Here is a 17100-nt window from a genome sequence, read left to right as displayed (position 1 = left end):
AGCAATTTTTTATACACCGTGTTAGCCCACGTTATTTTATTTCCCACAGGAGTGGATTTTAAAACGTAAGATTTTGCTTTACAGTGAATTATTGATTCTAATTTTTTATGTGTTGAGATATACCGATTTTATTTCTAATCCGCCGCAAGAGTTGCGTTTCACTGATCTCAGAAAAGGATTGAGTATGATATTTTATTTCACATACAGTTTTGCCGCAACGTAAAAGAGTCCGTCGCAACAGTGTCGCGTTGTGTTTTATCCGAAATAGGTTGAGTGAGCAGGTGAGAAGTGTTGTTTTTTTACTTTTAAACTACTTTTAAGCAACTTTAGGATTTTTTTTCGAGCCGAGTGGGCATGTGGGCTAACGGTTCGTGTAAGGTAAGTACGGGTTAGTGTGCGGGGATTTTCCGTAGGAAAATCCGAAGCAAGCTAACACGAACAACCTTTAGGTTAAGCCATAAAAGTAGTATTTATTTTACACATTGTTACCAACCGTTATTTTAATTTACCCAGTTAGCCGTTTCGTATATCAATCCGCCGCAAAGATTGCGCATTGCTTTTGTCAGTCCGAAGTCAGATTTTGGTATTTGATAAGCCGTAATGCTAATCAGTCCGCCATATGAGTTGAGCCGGAGTTAAATCCGTTTTTAGAAAAGAGTAGGAGTGTGTATTGTCCGAATTAAGAGTTGCGCTCTTATTTGCTGAGAAAGTTATTGTAAATTTTTGACTGCTAACTTTAGTAGTTTTTATCCTTAGAGATCGTTTAAGGAGTGTTTTTTTTAGAGCCGAGTGGCATGGTTGGTAACGTTGATGTGTATAAGTTGCGTAGTTTGGGTGCGGGGATTTTCCGTAGGAAAATCAGAAGCAGGCAAACAAGCAACGACCTTTGTGCTAGCCCAAAATAGCAATTTTTTATACACCGTGTTAGCCCACGTTATTTTATTTCCCACAAGATTGGTTTTTAGAACGCAAGTTTTAGTTTTATAGAGAATTATTGATTCTTATCTTTTACGTGTTAAGATTAAGAGTTTTTATGCCCAATACGCCTCAAGAGTTGCGTTTCACTTACGTCAGAAAAGGGTTGAGTAAGATATTTTATTTCACATGCAGTTTTGCCGCAACGTAAAAGAGTTGGTCGCAACAGTGTCACGTTGTGCTTTAACAGAAATCGGTTGAGTAATAGGGTTAGAAGCGTTGTTTTTTTTACTTTTAAACCACTTTTAAGCAACTTTAGAATTTTTTTTCGAGCCGAGTGGGCATGTGGGCTAACGGTCTCGGCTATGAGTAGTTGCGTGGTTTAGCACTCAACTTTGCAAGTACACACCAAACTGAAAATCCGCGAGGATTTTCAGAAGCAGGCGAGAACAAGCAATTACTTATAGCCATTGTTGTAGCACGTTTTTTATTCTTCGTAAATTAATTCAATTTCCAATTCCTCGAAGTTTTCTGCTTTGCTGTTATCCATATTTACCAATGTTTTACGACTTCCGTATATTCTATGTGGAATTCCAGGGTCATAATAATATTGATAGTAATTTAAATCAGTGATATCAAAAACTGCGGTTTTCATTATTTCTTCAGCTTTTTTTCCCTCAATTCCCATTTTTTCTAATAAAACAACTACTTGTCTTTTGGTGTCATCTCGGATTTAATTCTACTTCTTCCTTAAGTACACAATAAAATTCCTCAAAATCAACTTCTACGATTGATAATTTGGCGTTGCCTTTAATAGGTTCTCCACCAACCATATTTGGCAATTCTTGTTCATATTCGAATGGTGAGTTTAAATCGTATTCAGTTCCAAAAGGAAAATGAAAATATTGTAATTCATAAAGTATTAACTGTTCAATTCCGTCTTTAGAACTGTAAATTTCAGCTAAAGGTTTCATTGCTTGTTTTACTTCTTTTAATTTGTCCGGTTTTCGAGCTTGAATGCTTTTTTCTAATTCTCCGAGCATATTACTCATTAACTTGCTAATGTCTTGCCAATTAACAATTTCCAAGAACTCTCCATATTCATCTGTCTTGTAAATAACTTTAGTTACATCATATTTTTTGACAATTTCATTAACTGCTTTTTTGTCCTCGTATATTTTATTCAGATTTTCTTTATATGTGTTTATTAGATAATTTTTATAAGACCATTGAATTGTATAGGATTTTTCGGTTGAGTCAATAACCTTGAAGTTAGCAATGTATTGCGTAGAGTCATTTTTAGTTAGTTTATCATTGGTCCACATTTTTTTAATTTTAGTGACTTTAAAATTATAATTGTCACCTTTTGACCAATATGCAATAAAAGAGACTTTGGTAGTATCTATTTGACTAAATATAGGTGTAGTAAATATTAATAGAAGAATTAGGCTTAATAGTTTGTTCATTAGTTTTTTCTCAAATGTGCTACAACGGTATTGTATAAGAAAAGTAGCAGGTTTTAAATGCCTCACTTTTCGGATAGATGAAAGATAATAAAAAAGTGCAAACCAAACGGCTTGCACTAATTTTGCTATTTTTTATATACGTTGTTGTAGCCAGTACTTATTCTGCTTTTAGGTAGGCTTCTTTCAGTAATTCTTTTAATTCAGAGTCTATTTGGCTTATGTCAGTTAATCTAACTCTATGCGTACACATTGTTCCAAAAGATCCGTAATTTTCAAGACGTTCGGTTATTAATTTATCCTTAAGTTTTAACCCTAAATCAATTCGTGATTTGGTAGCAGGTTTTATTACGGCAAACTTTCTTTTTCTATCCAAACTTACTTCTGTCTTCTTGGGTGTAATTTTCACATCGCTTCCAAATTTTTTAACTAATGAGATTAAACTTTCAAAAATTGGTAATAAATTTTCCTTGCCCTTGTATTGTTCTGCAACCAAATTTTTATCATTGGATTTTTCTTCTTTTGATAACGACACAATAGTGTTAGCAAATCCGTGTGTTACATTATGTTCTTTTTTTAAATAATTTACAGCCTCACTATGCTTCACGAACGTTTTTGATTTAAGTAAAGATTTCCACTCCGTTAGTGATTTGCCTGTTTTTTCAGGCATATTGTCAATCATTGTTTGTAATGCTTTGTCCATAGTTTAATACTTTGCACTTGGTTCCCCTGTTTCTAAATAGGACATTAAATTTAAGTAAGATTGTTCATTACCTTGGATAAAAAACTTCATCAATGACATATACTTTTCATTGTTTTTATATCCAATTCCATAAGAGGTAACCTTTGTTTTTGTGGAACTTACTTCTTCGAAAAGAATTACATTGTACAAGTCTTTTTCATCGGCTTTCATAAATTCAGGAAAATTCTTTGTCAATTCAGCCTGAAGCGTTAACATCCGTTTTGGGATATAATTTAGTATGTGAAGCGTAATGGTAGATTCATCTCCAATTTTTCCAGCTTTATTATAATTGGTTTTGATAATTCCGTTGTTTTTAAAATCTATTTCTGCGATTGCTGTTGCCCAACTTTCCCAACCTTTTTTAGTTGTATAAGCATTCCATACGGAATCTAAAGCTACATTGACAATAAATGACTGTTTTAAAACCATATTATCAACTTTCGAAGAATCAATAACAGATGTAATTCTGTTTTCAGTATTTCCAGTTGTTTGAGCAACTAAAACAAAAGGAAAATATAGAAACAATAATGTGTATAATACTTTTTTCATAATAGTAAAACTGATAAAACACAAAGTACCATAAAAAAATACTAATGAGATAGTAAAAAATTAACCTTTCTTGTCCAAAGGAAAGAAATTCGGTTCGTCTTTATGGAAGTCAGAATTAATAAACTCTTGAGGATTAAAGCGTGAAAACTCTTTAAATTCCTTAATGAAATGAGATTGGTCTGAATACCCAAATTCGTAGGCGATGTCTACCCATTTTAATTGATTTTTGTTCTGAATTTGCTTAAGTATTTCGTTGAACCTGAAAATTCTATGGAATGCCTTTGGTGTCAATCCAAAATAGGTTTTGAATTGATTAATTAGATGTTTTTGAGAAAGAGGATAAGAAGCTATGATTTTATTGCTTTCTGAAATTGGCTTTGTATATAATTGAGATAATACATTTAGAAGTTCAGCACTCGCTGTCTTGGTTATATCAAATTTAGTGTTCAACCAATTTTCTACACATTTAAATTTTTCTGAAGGATTTTCTGCATTTAAAATTACTTGTCTCAATTCTAAAATCTCGTTGCCAAAGAAATCTTGTGCATCTATTACTTTGTTGTTAAATTGATTGATTGGTGTGTCAAAAAATGGGAATGCACCATTCGTTTTAAATTGAATTACGAGCATTTCGGAATCTTGGTGTGCCGAAATAGAGAGAAAATCTTTGTGCATTCCGTAAATCCATACATTTTTAAAAGTTCCGTTGGGTTTTAATGTATCTCTATCGAAGGTATAATATTCAAACCCATCCAATTCGAATATGATAAAAACGTGTCCTGTTGGCACTAAACGTTCGATTGAATGGTCCCGCTTAAAATCCTTGTAATAAAATATAGTTTCAATATAGTCTACAAGCGGTTTTTCTAATATGTGAGTTTCAAATATCACTGTTTATTCGTATTGGCTACAACGTTGATGTGTATGGTTAGTTGCGTGTTAAGCAACTAATTTAGTAAACTTAAACGTACCAGAGAAAATTCCGAAGGAATTTTCCAAATAAGCACTTGCCAAAGCAATTAATTATACACCGTGTTGTGTGTAGTTTTTATTTTTCAATTTCTTTTATAGGATTCGTCATTAGCCCAACAATTTTAGAAACTACATACTTGGCAACTACTGTTCCACCTTCGTGACCATTACCTTTCATTCCTATTTTAATTTTATCTTTGTGGTATTTTCTTAATGCATCATTAATAATCCACATTTTAGCTTTTCCTGAAGTTGGAACAGGACTATTTTTTTGAGTAATGACTTGTCCATTCTCATCCATAAATTCAGGCCAAATCATAAAAAGCTGGTCTTTATGTTTCCCATTATATTCTTACCAAAAATCCCAACGAATTCCTTGATAAGGAAGTGTTTTTCTGCCACCTTCTGATTGCGTTAAAATGCGATATTCTACCTCAAAATCGTGAGAGTATCCAATTTGTTTATCGTAAGGTTTATGATTTTCCATTTATTCGAATTCAGTTTTATGGAATACTAATAGTTTGTCTGTAAAAAAATTGATTTCTTTTTTCTCTTTTAGTTTAAAGTCAATTAATATAATCAGTCCAAAAATAACAACTACAATTGGTAAAATCCAATTTCCTTTAATCAACGAAATTATTGAAATCAAAATTCCGAGTGTGAGTAAAAATTTCACTGCAATATTCAATGGTGATTTAAAGTCAAATTTCAAATCGTAATTTTTTCCGTCATTTGAAATTCCGATTATTCTATGGTTGTTAGGAAAACGATTCCGCATTAATTCGAACTTTTTAGTTCCGACATAACCATTGTAAAATCCGTTCACAATTAGGTTGTTCAGAATCTTTAAATTTTTATCACTTTTGGTTATCGTTTGTCTCATTTCTCAAATTACACACAACGTTTGGTGTAAGGATAGTTGCGTTTATAAGCCTCTAAAATAGTAAATATTAACGAACCGAGAGGAAAATCCGCAGGATTTTCCGAGTAAGAGAGGACCAAGCAATTATTTTTACACGTTGTTGTGCCTAGTTTTTTTTATTCCATTTTGTTAAAATACTATCAGCTTGTTTCTTTGTAATGTTTCCAAAATAAGGTTTTCCGTAAATCCGCTGTTCCTCTCTTTCCATTATCAAAGGTGTTCCGCAAGAGAATTCGTCTAACTTATAAATTGAATGATTAGCCTCAAAGTAATCTTTATTTCCATTGTCGTCTCTGAAATGATATGTAATATTCAAACTTTCTGTTGTCGATGAGTCAATATCTCTTTCATACATATCCATTTCGCCGGATATTCCATTTTTCCAAAAGAGTATATTTGAGTTAATCCAAATAACTTTTCCAATGAAAGTTGTATTATTATCCGGAGCATGATTTACATAATTCATTCCACTTGTTATGTCACTGAAGCTAAATACTTGTTCAAATTCGGAAGGCTCAAATCCAGTTATGTTGTCGTCAGAATATGCTAAATTACCGAGATATTCTGATTCCCAATTTTCAGAAATTTCCATAAGTCCAATTTCCGCTCTTTTTGCATTAAATGCCATTCCATATTTTTCATAGTTCCGTTCTTTATCTAGTGAAGAAATAGTGATTTTATACAATATAAATCCAACGAAAAGTATTCCGATAATTGCAATTGATATTTTCTTTAAAGGGATTTTCATAATTAGGCACAACGTTACGTGTAAGGATAGTTGCGTGATTAAGCCTCTAAAATAGTAAATATTAACGAACCAGCAGGAAAATCCGCTAGGATTTTCCGAGTAAGATAGAACCAAGCAATTATTTTTACACACTGTTGTGTACAGTGCTTTATATTTTTTATTCCATTTATCACACCGAGTGTTATCCGTTGTCAATATTGCTTTTTGCTTTAAACAGCACTTTTAGAGTCATGTTTTTATACGTAATAGGAGCAGAGCGGTAGTCCGTTACAGTTGCGCATTTAAGTTGTCAGAAAGCGATTGAGTGGTAGATCCGTTGCGTATTGCTCCGTTTTGCTATTTAATCCGTTTACAAACCGTTATTTTGCGTAATAATTACGTGTTAATTTTTTTGATAAAAATTAATGCTTTAGAGTATTAGTTTTAGCGAATATGGTTTTTTTTTGAGCCGAGTGAGCCATTGTACACAACGTTTCGTGTAAGGATAGTTGCGTGATTAAGCACCTAAAATAGTAAATATTACCGAACCGGAGGAAAATCCGCTAGGATTTTCCGAGTAAGATAGAACCAAGCAATTATTTTTACACATTGTTATGTACAGTGTTTTATATTTTTTTATTGCGTTTACGCCTCTGAAAGTCAGCTATTCGCAACATTTCGTTTTGCTTTAAGCAGCAGTTTTAAATTCGTGTTTTTATCCGTAATAGGAGTAGAGCAATCGTCCGCAAGAGTTGCGCATTTAACTTGTCAGAAAGCGATTGAGTGGTAGATCCGTTGCGTATTGCTCCGTTTTGCGATTTAAACCGTTTACAAACCGTTATTTTACGTAATAATTGCGTGTTAATTTTTTTGATAAAAATTAATGCTTTAGAGTTTTAGTTTTAGCGAATTTGGTTTTTTTTGAGCCGAGTGAGGCATTGTACATAACGTTTCGTGTAAGGATAGTTGCGTGATTAAGCACCTAAAATAGTAAATATTACCGAACCAGAAGAAAATCCGCTAGGATTTTCCGAGTAAGATAGAACCAAGCAATTATTTTTACACATTGTTATGTACAGTGTTTTATATCTTTTTATTGCGTTTACGCATCTGAAAGTCAGCTATTCGCAACATTTGGTTTTACTTTAAGCAGCAGTTTTAAATTCGTGTTTTTATCCGTAATAGGAGTAGAGCAATCGTCCGCAAGAGTTGTGCATTTAACTTGGCAGAAAGCGATTGAGTGGTAGATCCGTTGCGTATTGCTCCGTTTTGCTATTTAAACCGTTTACAAACCGTTATTTTACGTAATAATTGCGTGTTAATTTTTTTGATAAAAATTAATGCTTTAGAGTTTTAGTTTTAGCGAATTTGGTTTTTTTTGAGCCGAGTGAGGCATTGTACATAACGTTGATGTGTATGGTTAGTTGCGTTTATAAGCAACTAATTTAGTAAACTTAGACGTACCGGAGAAAATTCCGAAGGAATTTTCCAAATAAGCACTTGCCACAGCAATTAATTATACACGGTGTTGTGTGGCGTTTTTTTATTTTTCAATTTTCTCAAGAACGAATTCAGATTTTTTCCCATAAAGCGCTGAAGTCAGATGTAATTGCTTATCGACTAATTCATAGTCCATTTCCCAATTCACACTGTCTTTTAGTAACACATTTATTTTTCCAATAGATGGTTTTAATTCGTAAGTTCCATTCATACTCAATTTCGAATCAATTTTTTGCGTATAAATTCCGCTCTTATTGAATTCCATTACATTATTGTCGTAAGTCATTTTTGCAACTTTTATGACATTATCTAATTCCAATGAATCAGTGAAAATCTCTTTAAAATGCTTTAAAATAGAAACAGAATCGGTTTGAGTATTCAGATAAAAGTCTCCACTATTTACTGAAATAATTTTCCATTCTCCAATTACATTGGCTTGCTCGTTTTGCGCACAGGAAACAGTCAGATTAATTAAAAAAAGTAACGTTGAAATTCTTTTCATAGGTTTGAGTTCAAATGACACACAACGGTTCGTGTATGATAAGTTGCGTAGTTTGAGTGCGGGGATTTTCCGTAGGAAAATCAGACGCAAGCAAACAAGCAACTACCATTGTGCTAGCCCAAAATAGCAATTTTTTATACACCGTGTTAGCCCACGTTATTTTATTTCATAACAGTTGGAGTTCCAGTTTCGCAAAGTATTGTTTTACAGATAGCTATTGATTTTATATTTTGAAGGTTAAGATATGCCGCTTTTAATAGCAATCCGCCGTAATAGTTTCGTGTTGTTTAAGTCAGAATACGGTTGAGTAATAAACTTAGAGCGGCATCAGCTTTTTACATCTATCTTTGCCGCAACGTAAAAGTGTCCGTCGCAACAGTGGCGCGTAGTGCTATTATCCGAAATCGGTTGAGTAAGAAGGTGAGAAGCGTTGTTTTTTACTTTTAAACCACTTTTAAGCAACTTTAGGATTTTTTTTCGAGCCGAGTGGGCATGTGGGCTAACGGTTCGTGTAAGGTAAGTACGGGTTAGTGTGCGGGGATTTTCCGTAGGAAAATCCGAAGCAAGCTAACATGAACTGCCTTTAGGTTAAGCCATAAAAGTAGTATTTATTTTACACATTGTTAGCCCACGTTATTTTATTTTTCTCCATATGGCTTTGCAGCTCCGCAGAGTTTTGTTTTACGTGCTACTATTGATTTTATCTTTTGTGCGTTACGATTTGCCGTTTGCTATATAAATCCGCCGCAAGAGTTGCGTTTTACTGATGTCAGAAAAGGATTGAGTATGATATTTTATTTCACATACAGTTTTGCCGAAACGTTAAAGAGTCCGTCTCAACAGTGTCGCGTTGTGTTTTATCCGAAATAGGTTGAGTGAGCAGGTGAGAAGCGTTGTTTTTTTTATTTTTAAATCACTTTTAAGCAACTTTAGAATTTTTTTTCGAGCCGAGTGGGCATGTGGGCTAACGTTGATGGGTATGGTTAGTTGCGTTTATAAGCAACTAATTTAGTAAACTTAGACGTGCCGGAGAAAATTCCGAAGGAATTTTCCAAATAATCACTTGCCACAGCAATTAATTATACACTGTGTTGGCATTAGTTTTTCTTTAATTTTTTTAAGCGACCTATTGAATATTGGTCGTTTTGTGAAGCGGCCCTTTCATACCATTCAATAGCTATAGTTACATCTTGACTAACTCCTTGTCCATTTTCATACATGTAAGCAATACTCACTTGAGCAGTTACAAAACCTAATTGAGCAGATTTTTCATAGTTATCAGCTGCTTTTTTGTAATCCACTTTTACACCTTCCCCATTATAGTAGAGATTGCCAAATTCAAAAAGCCCATAAACATTATTCTTTTCTGCTGCTCGACTTAAATATTGAAATGCCAAATCAAAATTCTTTTCAACGCCTAATCCTTGTCTGTATATTCTACCTACGTTAGTTATAGCGGTTGACTCATTTTGATTTGCTGCTAGTTTAAAGTAATACAAGGCTTTATTAAAGTCTTGCTCGACTTTTTTGCCTAGTAGAAAGAGAGTCCCAAGATTATTCTGAGCTAGGCTATGGCCTAATTCAGCAGATTTTTCATACCAAAAAATTGCACTATCAATATCAATTTTAGTTCCATACCCATTCTCAAAACAGTCTGCAAGATTCGACATTCCATAAGGGTCACCAAGATTTGAAGCCTGCCTGAACAAAACTATTGCCTTTTGATAATCTTTGATGACATGGTAACCATTCTTGTACATATCACCAACATTGTTTTTAGCCCTTGCGTGTCCCATTTTAGCTGACTGACCATAGTAGTTAAAGGCTGTCTCATAATTCTGTTTTACAGTTAAGCCTTTAGAGTAACAGTATCCCAAGTTGTTTAGTATAGTGTCACTTTTTGGTTCAGTTTTTTCCCATTCCTTAACCAATTGACTAATCTCTGATTCAGATTTGTTTGTCCAGTCAGTTTGTGCTAGTGCATTAAAGCACAAGATAAGTGGAATTATATAGGTTGAAATTTTTATTAGTTTATTCATTTTCTCAATTAATGCCAACGTCTCGGCTATGATTAGTACGGGAATTAAAATTACTGAATTTCCGATTAAGCACTTAGCCAAAACTTTTTATTTTGTTTTATCTTTTTTATTCTAAAGCCAAATCAAAAGATTTGGTGGACTTAGTTGAAAGCACTAAACTTTGGGTTAAGCACCAAAACCCGCATTAATTATAGCCATTGTTGGCAATAGTTTTTTAGAAGGAGTGGAGAGGGGGATTCGAACCCCCTTACCATTATCTTGATAAGTCAATGTCATTTAATCAGTCCTACGAGTCGAATTTGTGTTTGGCTCCACACAATAGCACCCACTCCGACAATTACGCTTTTCAATATATTCATAGTTTTAAGTTTTAGTATTTCATTAATAAATTGCTTTACAATGAAGCTAATCCAAAATTCTAAGCTCGTAATCACATTATAAACTAAATCAACTTGTTGACACAAGCTCTTCTATTCTTTATTAATTCGGTTTGATAAATCAGTAAATACTGAATTTAAATCAGTCGAATCAGTTAACTCAAAAATTTCCAATAGTGAATAAACACTTTCTGCATTCCATGCTGAATTTTTAAATCCATTTATTTGATACCTGTCCTGCAATTTTGACAAATTACTTTTAGATGCTTTATCTCCAATTTCCTTTTCAAGTAAATCTATGAACTGATTTAAGTCAGACACTGGTACAACCCAATCTCTTTCTGCTTCAAGAATTCTTTCTACAATCTGTCTGTCAGTTTTACTTTCAATCTGATTGTTTTCAAGGACATCAAATAAATTATCAAAAGTCATTAATCGTATTTCTGTTTTAATTATTGCCAACGTTGATGTATATGATGCGTTGCGTGGTTTAGCACATAATTTAGCAAATAAAAACCGACTAGAAAATCCGCGAGGACTTTCGTAAGTAGGCTATAACTAGCAATGAATTATACACGGTGTTGCCATTAGTTTTTTTTCCAACGTTGCATTAATTCGCCTGTTTTTTCTTGGTATTCAAAAACAAGTCTATCATATAATCCTCTGTCCTCTGACCAACCGTCTTTGTCAAGTTCTGTCATTTCAGTTCTTCTGTCAATAGATTGAATTGATTGAAGATACATTTCCTCAATTTTATTCATTTTGTTTATGTTTTCACAGATAAGTAATTCAACTTCTTCTCTCAAATCGTGCATTCGTGAATAATGCTTTTTTCTATGGTCTTTTACCACAATGTTTAATAATCCCATTAAAAGTAAGATTTTATAAAATTCAGTATTGAACTGATATTAGTTAGTATTGCTCCAGCGACAAATGCTATTATCGAATAAATTACATATCTCTTAATTTGTCTATTCTGTAATTTTAAATTTTCGATAGTCAAATTGTCAATTTCCGATTGTTTGTCATTCATAGAGTTTTGGTATTTTAAACTCTCATTCTGAAGTTGCAGGTTTTCAGTATTTAAAATCTCTACTTCGTTGTTTCTATGTTCTGTTAGTCTTTGGTCATAAAAGGTAGTGAAATCCCAACCTTTTTGAGTAAGTTTAATATGTTGCCTTGGTACGTATTCCGCAAGTTCTAATTGTTGAAGTCTATCTGCTAAAAAACTAGCATCATAATAAGTGTGACCTTTTCGAGATAAATCTCGCTCAAGTTCGTGAAAGTTCATTCTTCCACTTCTGTCTTTTAAGGTATGCACTATAACTTGAAGTGCTGATTCTTGTCTTTCGATACTCAATTTTCTCGGTTTTTTTTAAATTAATGGCAACGGTTAGTATAAGAATAGTAGCGGATTTTGAGACACTACGTTTCTTGTAGAGACAACTGTAAATATAAAAAAAGCGACTTCGATAAAGTACCGAACCCGCTATTATTTTTATACCTTGTTATGTGCTGTTCTTTTACCAAGGGCATTCTACACCATCAGGGTAAAACTCCTCACTATAGAATTTTCCAGTTGGTCCATTATTATCGATAAGGGCATATTTTGTAACTCTTTTTGCAGCTTCTTCAACGGTTCCTGTTCCTCTGTGATTATTGAAATCTGTTTTAGTAAAACCTGGGTCAACCATATTTACTTTTACTAAGGTCTCACGCAGTTCGTATGCCAAAACAATGGAATACATATTTAAAGCTGCTTTCGAAGATTGATATACAGCTCCTTTAAAGTGATAAAATTTGTTCGATTCATCACTTGCCAAAGTAAGTGAACCTTGACTTGAACTTAGGTTTACAATACGTGGTTCGGAAGATTTTTTTAATAAATCAATAAATGCTTGCGTTACCCTAATTACTCCATAAACATTGGTGTCATAAACCGATTTGAATACATCTACACTAGAGGTAAGCGCAGATTGGGGCATTCCTCCGTTTATTCCTGCGTTGTTAATTAAAACATCTAAAACTTCGGAATGCTTTATAATTTCTGCCCGTGCAGAATCAATTGATTCCTGATTGGTTACGTCTATTTGGATAATCTGAACGTTGTCTAATCCTTCGTTTTTAAGACTTTGAACAGCTTCTAGTCCATTTTCTAGGCTTCTACTTCCTAAATAAACATAGAAACCTTCGTTTAATAACTGTCTTGCTACTTCAAAACCAATACTTTTATTAGCTCCTGTAATTAATGCTGTTTTCATTTTTCTTTAATTTTAAATTGATAAATAAATTAACAACACAAAGGTCGCTATAAGAAAAATGAAATCATTTGCCATATGGCAAAAAGCAAATTTAACTAATGTTCTTTCTAATTCGGCTTAATGATGATTGTGTAATTCCAAGGTAGGAAGCTAAATAAGAAAGCGGGATTCTGTTTGCCAATTTTGGAAATTTTTCTAAAAAACTAAGATACCTTGTAGTAGCATCTTGGTCAACGAGCGGACTTCTTCTTTCGAGTTTTTCAGTCAATGCTTTCTGAACAATTTTATGGACAATAGCATCCCAAATAAGAATGGTTTTGGATAAATCTTCCCAATCTTCTTTAGAAAAAATCAAAAGTTTACAATCTGTTACTGCTTCTACATATTCGGTAGCCTCTATTTTGGGTTGAAAATGCTGATAGTCTACGATTAAATGATTTTCATCAACAAAATATTTAGTAATTTCTTCTCCCTTATTATTAAAATAACATACTCGAAGCACACCTTCTAAAATAAAACCAACTTGTCTTGGGGTTTTTCCTGCTTCTGAAAAGTAATCACCCTTTTGAAGCTGTAATTCGGTTGCCTTATTAGCGATTAGTTTTATTTGTTGTTGATTTAAATCGCCAAACTGTAAGATGTATTCTATCAATTCTTCCATTTGACCAAAATAATTGAAATTGTTTTTTCAGGATTTGTCATTTGGCAAAAAGAGCTTGTTTTTAATTGCACATAACGGTTCGTGTAAGGTAAGTACGGGTTTGTATGCGGGGATTTTCCGTAGGAAAATCCGAAGCAAGCAAACACAAACTGCCTTTAGGTTAAGCCATAAAAGTAGTATTTATTTTACACATTGTTAGCCCACGTTATTTTATTTTTCTCCATATGGTTTTGCAGCTCCGCAGAGTTTTGTTTTACGTGCTACTATTGATTTTATCTTTTGTGCGTTACGATTTGCCGTTTGCTATATAAATCCGTCGTAAGAGTTGCGTTTTTCTAAGGTCAGAAAATGCTTGAGTAATCATTTTTTAATCTTTTACGCATACAGTTTTGCCGCAACGTAAAAGAGTCCGTCGCAACAGTGTCGCGTTGTGTTTTATCCGAAATAGGTTGAGTGAGCACATGAGAAGTGTTGTTTTTTTATTTTTAAACCACTTTTAAGCAACTTTAGAATTTTTTTTCGAGCCGAGTAGGCATGTGGGCTAACGTTAAGTGTAAGGATAGTTGCGTGATTAAGCCTCTAAAATAGTAAATATTAACGAACCGGAGGAAAATCCGTTAGGATTTTCCGAGTAAGAAGGAACCAAGCAATTATTTTTACACACTGTTGTGTACAGTGCTTTATATCTTTCATTCCATTTATCACACCGAGTGTTATCCGTTGTCAATATTGCTTTTTGCTTTAAATAGCACTTTTAGAGTCATGTTTTTATACGTAATAGGAGCAGAGCGGTAGTCCGTTACATTTGCGCATTTAAGTTGTCAGAAAGCGATTGAGTGGTAGGTCCGTTGCGTATTGCTCCGTTTTGCTATTTAGTCCGTTTACAAACCGTTATTTTGCGTAATAATTACGTGTTAATTTTTTTGATAAAAATTAATGCTTTAGAGTATTAGTTTTAGCGAATTTGGTTTTTTTTGAGCCGAGTGAGCCATTGTACACAACGTGATTGTATAAGATTAGTTGCGTGGTTTAAGCACCTAATTTAGCAAATACAAACCGAATAGAAAATCCGTGAGGATTTTCGTAAGTAGGCTTCCACTAGCAATTAATTTTATACGGTGTTGGCAATAGTATTTTATTCAGTTTCTGTTTTAATCATTTCTTTTTCGACAGTAATTCCATCCGATTCAGTTTTGCACATAATTTTGTTATTATCGATTCCAATAATTTCAATCACGTATTTAATTCCGATTAATGATTCCATTTTAGGGTCATTAACTTTTGTATAAACTATTTCATATTTACAATCTGTTAACCATTTAACTCTGCTTGTCATTTCCCAACCCATTTTTGGATAAGAGTCAATTTGAAGCGAGTCATTGCGAACAGTAATTAAGTCAGCGTAATCTGGGTCAGAATAAGTAAACTTACCAACTTTAAAATCCGAACAATTTTTTTCTTGCGCCCAACCATTCAAAGTCAGATTTAGGATTAATATTAAAATCAAATTTTTCATATTCATTCTTTAATTTTTGAAATCAACATTTTCCCTTTGGTAATCCATAATATTGGACCAATTAATCCAATCATAACAGTCAGAATCCAAGTAGTTTTATCTCCATTGAAATCTTTTGTTAGTATTAGGTAAATTGCTCTGAAAGTTGTGATAACTGACCAAAAACAAATTACTATTATTGAAAGTATTAAAATTGGATGCATTTCGTTTTTCGATATTATTGCCAACGTTACGTGTAAGGATAGTTGCGTTGATAAGCCACTAAAATAGTAAATATTAGCGAACCGAGAGGAAAATCCGTAGGATTTTCCGAGTAAGAGAGGACCAAGCAATTATATTTACACATTGTTAGCCACAGGTTTTTTTCAGATATAGTCATTAACGTCATCTTCTCGGAATCCATTCTTTCATATCTCGTAATACTTGTCTTTGCATAAACTCAAAGAAATCAGAATATTCTGATTCGATAATATCCCAACCTTTTACGTTTTGTCCGAAAGATGGATGAAATACAATTATTTTTTCAGTGACTTTTTCGTCTATAATCTCAAATCCAACAAAGGTGTCCATACCTTGTCTGCGACCAAAAGTCAGAACTTGTCGATTTTGTTGACACTCAATTTTAAACTGTTCATTAATTGATGAATTCGAATTAATTTCCTTTTCAAAATTCCACGGAATGAATTGAGTTAAATTCAGTTTCGCAAACCAATTATATGAGTTTGGTATTTTGTAATTCATATTTAGGGTCTTGTTTTTTCAACTTGTGGCTAACGGTTCGTGTAAGGTAAGTACGGGTTAGTGTGCGGGGATTTTCCGTAGGAAAATCCGAAGCAAGCTAACACGAACTGCCTTTGGGTTAAGCCATAAAAGTAGTATTTATTTTACACATTGTTACCAACCGTTCTTTTAATTACCCAGTTAGCCGTTTCGCATTTGAATCCGCCGCAAAGATTGCGCATTGCTTTTGTCAGTCCGAAATCAGATTTTGGTATTTGATTAGCCGTCATGCAAATCAGTCCGCCGTAAGAGTTGCACCCTGGTTTGATCAGAATATTATTGTAATTTTTTATCCGCTAACTTTTGCAGTTTTTTAATTTAGAGATCGTTTAGATTCTATTATTTTTCACAGCAGAGTGGCATGGTTGGTAACGTTGATGTGTATGGTTAGTTGCATGTTAAGCAACTAATTTAGTAAACTTAAACGTATTTGATAAAATTCCGAAGGAATTTTCCAAATAGGCAATTGCCAAAGCAATTAATTATACACCGTGTTGTGTGCAGTTTTTATTCAGCTATTCTTTTCTTCAAATCCATTCTTTCGTGCAATATTCTCGTTATTTCAACATAATTTTCGTTCAAAGTTCTGTAGAATATTATATGTCGATTTGCACTCATTCCGTGAAGTTGCTTTGATATTCCATCGTAGAATTTCCCTATGTCCGGGTTTTCGGCAATTTCTTGGCAATTAGAAATCAGTTCTGCGTAATATTTGTCAGCTTGTTTTTCCGACCAAACTTCAAAAGTGTAATCCCAAATTTTTGATAAATCCTCAACAGCTTTATTGGTTAACTTATATTCAGCCATTCGAGTGCTTTTTCGCTTTTAAAGATTCAAGATGTTTTTTTGGGTCAAAGTCGTGAGCTATTCCGCTGTCAATTCCTTCTTGAATTGCCTTTTTTAATGCAATGACTTTACTTTCTTCCTCTTCTAAAAGTCTTAATCCTGCACGAATAACTTCGCTAACGTTTTTAAATCTTCCTTCGCTTATGCTACTTTTCACAAATTGGTCGAAATAATTTCCGAGTGATATTGATGTGTTTTTATTCATTTGAGTACTAATTTACATCAAATATACCAAAAATTGGTATAATCACCAAATTTCTCAAATTGCACACAACGTTCGCGGCTATGAGTAGTTGCGTGGGTTAGCACTTAACTTTGCAAGTACGCA

Annotated in this window: 20 protein-coding genes; all 20 read right to left on the bottom strand. The window is 33.4% G+C overall.

Annotated elements, in window-relative coordinates; all coding sequences use genetic code 11:
• Window positions 1–1402: 1402 nt before the first annotated feature.
• Window positions 1403–1603: a hypothetical protein gene (locus N7U66_RS05100; RefSeq protein ID WP_267677598.1), complete on the bottom strand. Its 201-nt coding sequence runs from the start codon at window positions 1601–1603 to the stop codon at window positions 1403–1405.
• A gap of 34 nt (window positions 1604–1637) precedes the next feature.
• The gene (locus N7U66_RS05095; RefSeq protein ID WP_267677597.1) at window positions 1638–2381 is read right to left on the bottom strand and encodes a hypothetical protein; all 744 of its coding nucleotides are present in this window, start codon (window positions 2379–2381) and stop codon (window positions 1638–1640) included.
• A gap of 157 nt (window positions 2382–2538) precedes the next feature.
• On the bottom strand, window positions 2539–3081 hold the full coding sequence (locus N7U66_RS05090; RefSeq protein WP_267677596.1) for a DUF4287 domain-containing protein: 543 nt from the start codon (window positions 3079–3081) through the stop codon (window positions 2539–2541).
• 3 nt (window positions 3082–3084) lie between these two features.
• Complete coding sequence (locus N7U66_RS05085) at window positions 3085–3669, bottom strand: SRPBCC domain-containing protein (protein ID WP_267677595.1); 585 nt, start codon at window positions 3667–3669, stop codon at window positions 3085–3087.
• Window positions 3670–3729: 60 nt separating this feature from the next.
• Complete coding sequence (locus tag N7U66_RS05080; RefSeq protein ID WP_267677594.1) at window positions 3730–4560, bottom strand: helix-turn-helix domain-containing protein; 831 nt, start codon at window positions 4558–4560, stop codon at window positions 3730–3732.
• A 157-nt stretch (window positions 4561–4717) separates the two neighbouring features.
• Window positions 4718–4960, bottom strand: coding sequence for a hypothetical protein (locus N7U66_RS05075; RefSeq protein ID WP_267676744.1), 243 nt, complete (start codon window positions 4958–4960; stop codon window positions 4718–4720).
• A 33-nt stretch (window positions 4961–4993) separates the two neighbouring features.
• Entirely contained in the window at window positions 4994–5128 is a 135-nt protein-coding gene (locus N7U66_RS05070) for a hypothetical protein (protein WP_267676745.1), read from the bottom strand.
• Window positions 5129–5524: a hypothetical protein gene (locus N7U66_RS05065; protein ID WP_267676746.1), complete on the bottom strand. Its 396-nt coding sequence runs from the start codon at window positions 5522–5524 to the stop codon at window positions 5129–5131.
• A 145-nt stretch (window positions 5525–5669) separates the two neighbouring features.
• The gene (locus N7U66_RS05060) at window positions 5670–6311 is read right to left on the bottom strand and encodes a hypothetical protein (RefSeq protein WP_267677593.1); all 642 of its coding nucleotides are present in this window, start codon (window positions 6309–6311) and stop codon (window positions 5670–5672) included.
• 1522 nt (window positions 6312–7833) lie between these two features.
• Window positions 7834–8292, bottom strand: coding sequence for a hypothetical protein (locus N7U66_RS05055; protein WP_267677592.1), 459 nt, complete (start codon window positions 8290–8292; stop codon window positions 7834–7836).
• Between the two features lie 1097 nt (window positions 8293–9389).
• Complete coding sequence (locus N7U66_RS05050; protein ID WP_267677591.1) at window positions 9390–10349, bottom strand: SEL1-like repeat protein; 960 nt, start codon at window positions 10347–10349, stop codon at window positions 9390–9392.
• A 452-nt stretch (window positions 10350–10801) separates the two neighbouring features.
• The gene (locus N7U66_RS05045; protein ID WP_267677590.1) at window positions 10802–11140 is read right to left on the bottom strand and encodes a hypothetical protein; all 339 of its coding nucleotides are present in this window, start codon (window positions 11138–11140) and stop codon (window positions 10802–10804) included.
• A 155-nt stretch (window positions 11141–11295) separates the two neighbouring features.
• On the bottom strand, window positions 11296–11577 hold the full coding sequence (locus tag N7U66_RS05040; RefSeq protein ID WP_267677589.1) for a hypothetical protein: 282 nt from the start codon (window positions 11575–11577) through the stop codon (window positions 11296–11298).
• Window positions 11577–12068: a hypothetical protein gene (locus tag N7U66_RS05035; protein ID WP_267677588.1), complete on the bottom strand. Its 492-nt coding sequence runs from the start codon at window positions 12066–12068 to the stop codon at window positions 11577–11579. The genes N7U66_RS05040 and N7U66_RS05035 overlap by 1 nt, the downstream gene beginning before the upstream one ends.
• Window positions 12069–12231: 163 nt before the next feature.
• Window positions 12232–12969 (bottom strand): SDR family oxidoreductase, encoded by a 738-nt coding sequence (locus tag N7U66_RS05030; RefSeq protein ID WP_267677587.1) that lies wholly within the window; start codon window positions 12967–12969, stop codon window positions 12232–12234.
• A gap of 91 nt (window positions 12970–13060) precedes the next feature.
• Window positions 13061–13630 (bottom strand): Crp/Fnr family transcriptional regulator, encoded by a 570-nt coding sequence (locus N7U66_RS05025; protein WP_267677586.1) that lies wholly within the window; start codon window positions 13628–13630, stop codon window positions 13061–13063.
• A 1135-nt stretch (window positions 13631–14765) separates the two neighbouring features.
• Complete coding sequence (locus tag N7U66_RS05020) at window positions 14766–15146, bottom strand: hypothetical protein (protein WP_267677585.1); 381 nt, start codon at window positions 15144–15146, stop codon at window positions 14766–14768.
• 384 nt (window positions 15147–15530) lie between these two features.
• Entirely contained in the window at window positions 15531–15887 is a 357-nt protein-coding gene (locus tag N7U66_RS05015) for a hypothetical protein (RefSeq protein ID WP_267677584.1), read from the bottom strand.
• 546 nt (window positions 15888–16433) lie between these two features.
• Complete coding sequence (locus tag N7U66_RS05010; RefSeq protein ID WP_267677583.1) at window positions 16434–16733, bottom strand: type II toxin-antitoxin system RelE/ParE family toxin; 300 nt, start codon at window positions 16731–16733, stop codon at window positions 16434–16436.
• Window positions 16726–16977 carry a type II toxin-antitoxin system ParD family antitoxin gene (locus N7U66_RS05005; RefSeq protein WP_267676762.1) on the bottom strand — a complete coding sequence of 84 codons (252 nt, stop codon included), beginning with the start codon at window positions 16975–16977 and terminating at the stop codon, window positions 16726–16728. The genes N7U66_RS05010 and N7U66_RS05005 overlap by 8 nt, the downstream gene beginning before the upstream one ends.
• Window positions 16978–17100 lie beyond the last annotated feature (123 nt).

The organism is Lacinutrix neustonica (assembly GCF_026625145.1).
Taxonomy (GTDB): domain Bacteria; phylum Bacteroidota; class Bacteroidia; order Flavobacteriales; family Flavobacteriaceae; genus Lacinutrix; species Lacinutrix neustonica.
This window is presented reverse-complemented; position numbering and strand designations above follow the sequence as displayed.